Here is a 6,768-nt window from a genome sequence, read left to right as displayed (position 1 = left end):
TCAAAACCAAGTCAAAGACTTGGCTTGGGAATTTGGTGCCCAGAAGAGGACTCGAACCTCCACACCCTTTCGAGTACCAGCACCTGAAGCTGGCGCGTCTACCAATTCCGCCATCTGGGCGACGAGCGGGGGTGTAAAAGGACCGGGCCGAAGTGTCAACAGGGTTTTTGAAGTTTTCGTGTCGGAATGCAAAAAACTCAGTTCGAAGCCAATTCAGACCACTGGCGGACTGTGGATAGACCGGCGGCGAGCAGGACTTCGGCCGCCTCCAGTGTCTCTGCCTCGACATAGCAGCGCATCTCCGGCGCGTTTCCGGAGGGACGAAAATGAATGATCCGGCCGCCGTCGAGCGTCACCCTCAGCCCGTCGATGTCGCTCACGGCTTGCGGACGGCCGATCGGCGCCAGGAAGGTGGCGAGATTGGCCTGGCCGCCGCGCAGATGACCCATCAGCCCTGAACTGGTTTCGATCGCAAAGTTTTCCAGCCGGTCGCTGAGCGCCACGGGCAGGTGATAGGAGGCCGAAAGCACGGACAGCGGGAGCCTCGCCTCAACGGCCGCGGCCAGCACGGCGACGACAGGCAGGAAGCTGTCACGGGTGGGCAATGCGGTAAGCTCTCTGCCATTGACGACGAACGGGCTTGCCGTCAGCGTCCCGCCATTGGCCTCGAAGCCGGCAACCTTGCGCGCGCCTTCGGCCAACGCCTGCTGCATGCCGGCGATCACGAAGGGCGAGCCGACCTGGGTGCGCAGGATCGAAAGCCCCTTGCTTCTCTCCAGGCCCGAATTCGAAGTCACAGGCGTCACGGCAAGCGTCGCACCGAGAAAGCGGCAGGCGATCAACCCCAGGAGATCGCCGCGCAGGGGCAAGCCATTTTCGTCGGCGACCAGCGGGCGGTCGCCGTCGCCATCGGCCGATACGATCGCGTCGAGCCGATGCTCGCGGGCCCAGGCTTGAAGCTTCTCGATGGTCTCTGAAGAAACGGCCTCGGTGTCGACAGGAATGAAGTGCTCCGAGCGCCCGAGGGCGACGACGTCAGCGCCAAAGAGGGTGAGGATCTCGACGAGCAGATCGCGAGCGACCGTGCTGTGCTGGTAGACGCCGATTTTGAGTCCGGAAAGCGATCCCGCCGGCAGCAGCTGCCGGTTCCGTTCCAGGAAAAGGCCTGCCGCCTCAGCGGAATGATCCTCACCGATGCCGGCACCAGCGACCGGGGTGATCGTGCCGGCCAATTCACCGGCCATGCGGCTGATCGCCGTCTCGTCTGCCTTGTCGATCTCGCCATCCGGCCGATAGAATTTGATGCCATTGCGGTCGGCCGGGATATGCGAGCCGGTAATCATCAATCCGGCGGCTCCGTTTGCCAGGCCATAGAGCGCCAGCGCCGGCGTCGGCACCGTGCCGCAATCGAGCACGCGCAGGCCCTCGCGCGCGAGTGCCGCGGCGCATACGGCGGCGATTTCCGGGCTCGATGGGCGAAAATCGCGGGCGATCAGGATTGCATCCCCCGGCTTGCTCACCCCGGATGTGAGGAGATGCCGCGCAAATGCCGTGGCGTAACGGGCGGAAGGTTCTCCCTTCAGCTCCTCGGAAAGACCACGCAGGCCGCTGGTCCCAAATTTCAATTGCATACCATTCCCCGCTGGCATCGAGACGATCGGCGAGAATCACGGGTGACACGACCGAAGGACGAGCGCATCCTACTGCATGTTTCCTTTAATCGTAGCCGATTGAAGGACAAAAACATGCAGCACTTCAAAGTGCTACGGCGACCTTTGCGCGTCTGGTAAAACGCGCGGCGCTGTAGTGCATGTTTCCTTTAATCGTAGCCGATTGAAGGACAAAAACATGCACCACTTCAAAGTGCTACAGCCACCGTTGCGCGTGTCGAAGAACCTAGAGAAATTCGGGGCGCGACGGAAACCTTGGCGTGCAGGACGACACGCAAGCAGGCAGGGCGGCGCGTGAATGGGACGCCCGGGGTTCACGAAGGCGCAAACCGCGGGCCGCCTGCCATGAATAAACCAAGAAAAAAACACGTAATACGCCCAGGGACACAACCGGAAGGCAGCGCCTTCCGAAAGTGAGGACAAAATGACGGGATTTCGCAATTTCGTTATCGGCTGGACTTTGGCCGCCGCCTCCGTGATGACCGCCGGCCCCGTTCAGTCCATGCCACTGCGGGGGCCCGACCTTCAGATCAAGGCACAAGAGAGCAAGGCACACGGCGACGTCCAGGGCGACGTCCAGAATGTACAATATTACCGCCAACGCTACTGGGGCGGCGGCTGGGGCTCCGGATGGGGACCCTATTACCGGCGAGGCTGGGCGCGGCCCTATTACGGCTCAGGGCTGAGTTTCTCCTTCGGCACCGGCGGCTACTATGGCGGAGGCTATTACGGCGGGTACGGCGGTTACTACCCGCGCTACGGCTATTATCCGCGCTACAACTACTATCCCCGTTACGGCTACAACCGCTACGACTACAATCGTCGCTATTATGGCGGAAACGGTTACTACCGCGACCGCTATGTCGGTGGCGGCTCGCATGTCAGCTGGTGCCAGTCGCGCTATCGCTCCTACAATCCGGCGACCAACCGGTTCTTGAGTTATAGCGGCGTGTACAAGATCTGCTATTCGCCCTACCGATAGCCAGACTTCGGGCGATGGTGCGGCATGGCCGCATCGCCCGATCCGCCCCTTGGCTGGGCCAAGTTTCAGGCGATGCTCCGGTTAAGCCGCCATTAACCGCGACGACTTACCGTTCTGGCAACGTTCCACAACGCTGCCAGGATGAGACATGCTGTTTCCGACCCAGCAATCGGCTGCCACCGCAACGACCACTCTGGTCGGCTCGGTCCTGAAGGACATCGAGAAGCGGCAGGCGGAGGAAGAGGAAAAGGCCAAGGGCCCGAAGGATGACAAGATCCTGAAGGCGCAGATCAGGTCCGACGATGCGCTGAAGGCCGCCAACGACAAGATCAATGCCTACTTCTTTGACCACGATCGGGGCGACGCCAGCAACAACCGGGCCGTTCTCATCCGCGAAGTCGGCAAGTTCTTCGACCTGGACCGGGAGAACTTCAAATCCGATGCTGCCTTTGCAAGGGAAGTCGAAACCCGGCTGACGGATCTGAAGCCGGATGTGATCGACAAGATCGAAAAGGAGCTTGGGCTCGGCAAGTTCGGCATTTCTCTTAGTGACCTGATACAGGCGCTGAAAAACCCGGCTGGCCGCGAAAACGAGTTGCTGAAGGCAGCCCTTGGCGAGACCAGCGACGGGGCCGTTCAGAGCCAGGCGCAGGCCGCCAAGGCCGTCGATCGACTGGAGGGCTCCGCCGCGCCCGGATCGTTCGAGGAAGCCACGCTCGAAAGCCTGCGCAACGACCCGACCCGCAGCACCGACAAGCAGTCGCTGGAAGAACGGGAGCAGCAGGTCCACACGCTTCGTCTCGAGGAAGAGCTGGAGGCCATCGCCGACCGACGGGAGGCCACGCAGACCGCTCTCGTGCGCTTCGACGACAACGGCCTTTACAGCCTCGCCGCCCTCGGCAGCTGAGCTACTGCCGGCGCACGATCCCAAGGCGCGCCATGACCGCCTTGGGGATACCATAGCGGTGAACCGCATCGCGGCTGTCGCGCAGGCCGCAGATTTCACGCTGGATGAAGAACGCCCAGACCGCATCGGCCGCTTCGTCGAGAAGCCGCTCGCGCTGGTCAGTTGGCGCCTCGTCCTTGAGCCCGGCGAGAGCAGCGAGAGCCTTTTCCACCTTCAGCCCATGTCGGCCGAGCGCATCGGCCCGTTCCGACATCAGTTCGTATTCGAGCACGTTAAGGGCGCCCGAGGTCGAGAAGGTCGGACTGAGGTCCTTTGGCGGGCGAACTGTCATCCGCAACTCCTGCTGCCTGAAATCGCCGCTAAAAACACGCTGCCATCCGATACGAAGGACCACGGCGCGCCAGATGAAGGGGCGACCCCTGAGCATGAGAATGACCCCGCGCCCGGCCGCATGCAAGATCGGGCGCGCGGCAAACATGGTTAAGATTTCATAAACCACTTTGCCTTAACCTTGGACATCATGCCGATTCCCCGCTCCGCGGCCGAGCCGCGGCTGTCTGGCCCATGAGCCATGACGCGCATGAAGCGCCAACCCGCACGTTAAGCAGATGCGTTCGCAAGCGAGCCGGAAACAGTCCGAGGCTCGGAAACCACCCGCGTTCGTCGGTCAACGACGATTGGTCAACCTGAGGCAAGCGAGATGGAGACCAGAATGCTGATACCCATCCAGATGGCCCGAAGCGCTGCTGCCTCCGCCGAGGATGCGAGCGCAAAGACACTGCAGGTGGCCACACCCCTGTCGGCGAGCCAGCGCGGCGAGGCCATCCAGAAAATCCTCGATGCGTTGACCAGGCACCTCTCGGGCCGCGAGATCCTGTCCAAGGATGCGCTGGTGCGGCTGATGGAGGATCTCGCCCGCATCCTCAAGTTCCCGCCTCTGCCGCAGGAAGGCGGAAGGGAATTCGTCCGGCGCCTGGTCGCCTTTCTGGAATCGATGCCCGCCCCCGACCGGTTGCTGCTGGAGCGCCAGCTCGGAGGCCGCAGCCTGGCCATCCGCGTCGGCCTGCTTGCCGAACTGCCGGCGATCCGCAGCACATCGTCCGCGCCGGCCGCCACAGTGACACCGATGCCGGCCCAATCGCGCGACGTCATCTTGCGCAACCCGTCGCTCCAGCCGGCAATGCCGTTCAATCCGGCCGCGGCCCGTGCACCCGTTGCCGGCGAGGTCGCGCTGCTGCAGGCCGTGCTGCGCAAGACCTTCGGCGTCGGCAACGAAGTGCTTGATCCTCAAGGGGACGATCTGGAGCGGACAGGAACCGCCGAGGCGCCATCGAAAGGCATGAGCGGGAAACCGGCGGATCGAAACGAGGTGCGGGTGGACACTCGCAAGCCCGCACCGGCAGACGGCTCAGGTATTGAAAATGCCGCCGCCCTCCTCGGCGGCGAAGGCGAAATCGAGGAGGTCTCCGCACTCCCTCAACCGATCACAGACGAGGTGGCCGAGGATATCGACGCCGGGCATGGCGGCGCGATCGAGGCGGCGAGCGAAGAGAGCGCCGACCCCCTGCCGGAAAGCACGGCGGACGCAGAAATGGAGCAGGCGGACGCGCAGAACGATCCGGATCCGGACGGAACATACGGCCCCCTGCCCGATGCCGAAGAGGACAACGACCGGAAACCGGGGCTCCCGGCTGCTCGTGGCGATCAGGATAGCCGTGCGCCGCGCGTGCTCTCCGACGCGATCAAGACGCTCATCCGCGACAGCGTGGCCCTGCCGGGGGGTGTAACCGACGCCGAGGCGGCGACGGGCGAGCAGCAGACCGAAGCGGCAGACGTGCCGTCTGAGGGCCCTGGCAAGGATACGGGCACGCCCACGCGCAGTGCCGATGCGGCCGCCCGCCAGCGCGAGGTTGCGCATGGCTCCGGCGCCCTGCCCTCGCTGCTTGAGGACCCGGCCGAAGAGGCGAACGCGAGCCAGCGCGCGGCGTTGGAAACGCGCCCGCAGCGGCCTGCCGACGAGCAGACGATGCAGCAGGTCATCGCCCGACTGGTGGAAAACGGTCTTCCACGCGAAGCCATACCTTTCACCTTGTTCCCCTATCCGCCCGCCGCCGGGGATACGGCCGAGGCGGAAGACTTCCCGCGCGGAATGCCTGGCGGGTCGGGCGAAGACGCGCCCGGCGAGGACGAAGGTGCGGAGGCGGACGGGGAGCGCGAGGAAGAGGGTGCAACAACCGGCGACGCTCTTTCCGAGGGCGAGGTTGCTGAAGCACCGGATGCCTACGATCTCTACCGCATGCTCGGTGGCCTTGGCTGAAGGGCCGGACGGCACCGGTCCTGGGCGACACCTTCAAGCGTCGTGCACCTGCGTCGGAACCGTCGGCATTTTTGATGTTGCGCCAAAGAAAAACCCGCGGAGATCGCTCTCCGCGGGTTCTTCAATTCAGACGTCAGGCAACGATTACTCGTTGTTCTGGCGGTTCTTCAGAGCCGCGCCGAGGATGTCGCCGAGCGAAGCGCCCGAGTCGGACGAACCGAACTGAGCAACGGCTTCCTTCTCTTCAGCGATTTCCAGAGCCTTGATCGACAGCTGGATCTTGCGGTCTTTCTTGGAGAAGTTGGTGACGCGAGCGTCGACAACCTGACCAACCGAGAAACGCTCCGGACGCTGTTCGTCACGGTCACGCGACAGGTCAGCGCGACGGATGAACGAGGTGATGTCTTCGTGGTTCACGAGCTTCACTTCGATGCCGCCATCGTTGATCGCGATGATCTCGGCCGAAACAACGGCGTTCTTGCGCAGTTCGCCCGAAGCAGCGGCGTCGCCGACTGCATCCTTGCCGAGCTGCTTGATGCCGAGCGAGATGCGCTCCTTCTCGACGTCGACGTCGAGAACAACTGCGCGAACGACGTCGCCCTTGTTGAACTCTTCGATGACCTGCTCGCCCGGACGGTTCCAGTCGAGGTCGGAAAGGTGAACCATGCCGTCGACGTCGCCGTCGAGGCCGATGAACAGGCCGAATTCGGTCTTGTTCTTGACTTCGCCTTCGACTTCGGTGCCAGCCGGATGGCTATGCGCGAATGCCTGCCACGGGTTCTCGAGCGTCTGCTTGAGGCCGAGCGAGATACGACGCTTGGTCGGATCGACTTCGAGAACGACAACGTCGACTTCCTGGCTCGTGGACAGGATCTTGCCGGGGTGTACGTTC

At 63.3% G+C, this 6,768-nt stretch carries 6 protein-coding genes and 1 tRNA gene; 3 read left to right on the top strand and 4 right to left on the bottom strand.

Annotated elements, in window-relative coordinates; all coding sequences use genetic code 11:
* Positions 1-33 precede the first annotated feature (33 nt).
* Both VGO12_RS02485 and VGO12_RS02480 read right to left on the bottom strand, forming a co-directional pair.
* Positions 34-120 (bottom strand) — tRNA-Leu (locus tag VGO12_RS02485).
* Positions 121-197: 77 nt separating this feature from the next.
* The gene (locus VGO12_RS02480; RefSeq protein ID WP_327511164.1) at positions 198-1,631 is read right to left on the bottom strand and encodes a phosphomannomutase; all 1,434 of its coding nucleotides are present in this window, start codon (positions 1,629-1,631) and stop codon (positions 198-200) included.
* A gap of 463 nt (positions 1,632-2,094) precedes the next feature.
* Between VGO12_RS02480 and VGO12_RS02475 the strand changes: the two genes are divergently transcribed.
* Entirely contained in the window at positions 2,095-2,652 is a 558-nt protein-coding gene (locus tag VGO12_RS02475; RefSeq protein ID WP_327511163.1) for a BA14K family protein, read from the top strand.
* A gap of 148 nt (positions 2,653-2,800) precedes the next feature.
* A complete protein-coding gene (locus VGO12_RS02470) occupies positions 2,801-3,559 on the top strand; it encodes a hypothetical protein (protein WP_327511162.1) in 759 nt (252 codons plus the stop codon).
* A 1-nt stretch (position 3,560) separates the two neighbouring features.
* Here the strand turns inward: VGO12_RS02470 and VGO12_RS02465 are convergent, their stop codons facing one another.
* Entirely contained in the window at positions 3,561-3,890 is a 330-nt protein-coding gene (locus VGO12_RS02465) for a DUF6665 family protein (protein WP_327511161.1), read from the bottom strand.
* Positions 3,891-4,271: 381 nt separating this feature from the next.
* On the opposite strand from VGO12_RS02465, the gene VGO12_RS02460 reads away from it, so the two are divergent.
* Positions 4,272-5,876: a hypothetical protein gene (locus VGO12_RS02460; protein WP_327511160.1), complete on the top strand. Its 1,605-nt coding sequence runs from the start codon at positions 4,272-4,274 to the stop codon at positions 5,874-5,876.
* A 144-nt stretch (positions 5,877-6,020) separates the two neighbouring features.
* Here the strand turns inward: VGO12_RS02460 and VGO12_RS02455 are convergent.
* The coding region (locus tag VGO12_RS02455; RefSeq protein ID WP_327494974.1) for a S1 RNA-binding domain-containing protein at positions 6,021-6,768 on the bottom strand (748 nt) is incomplete at its 5' end.

It is taken from the genome of Ensifer sp. (assembly GCF_035999135.1).
Classification (GTDB): domain Bacteria; phylum Pseudomonadota; class Alphaproteobacteria; order Rhizobiales; family Rhizobiaceae; genus Ensifer.
The sequence above is the reverse complement of the archived record's forward strand: the minus strand, read 5'-3'. Positions and strand labels throughout refer to the sequence as shown.

What these genes read in the sequence shown, in the direction of transcription:
- VGO12_RS02475 (WP_327511163.1), top strand. Translation starts at nt 2,095, where the DNA reads ATGACGGGATTTCGCAATTTCGTTATCGGCTGGACTTTGGCCGCCGCC.
- VGO12_RS02460 (WP_327511160.1), top strand. Translation starts at nt 4,272, where the DNA reads ATGCTGATACCCATCCAGATGGCCCGAAGCGCTGCTGCCTCCGCCGAG.
- VGO12_RS02470 (WP_327511162.1), top strand. Translation starts at nt 2,801, where the DNA reads ATGCTGTTTCCGACCCAGCAATCGGCTGCCACCGCAACGACCACTCTG.
- VGO12_RS02465 (WP_327511161.1), bottom strand. Translation starts at nt 3,890, where the DNA reads ATGACAGTTCGCCCGCCAAAGGACCTCAGTCCGACCTTCTCGACCTCG.
- VGO12_RS02480 (WP_327511164.1), bottom strand. Translation starts at nt 1,631, where the DNA reads ATGCAATTGAAATTTGGGACCAGCGGCCTGCGTGGTCTTTCCGAGGAG.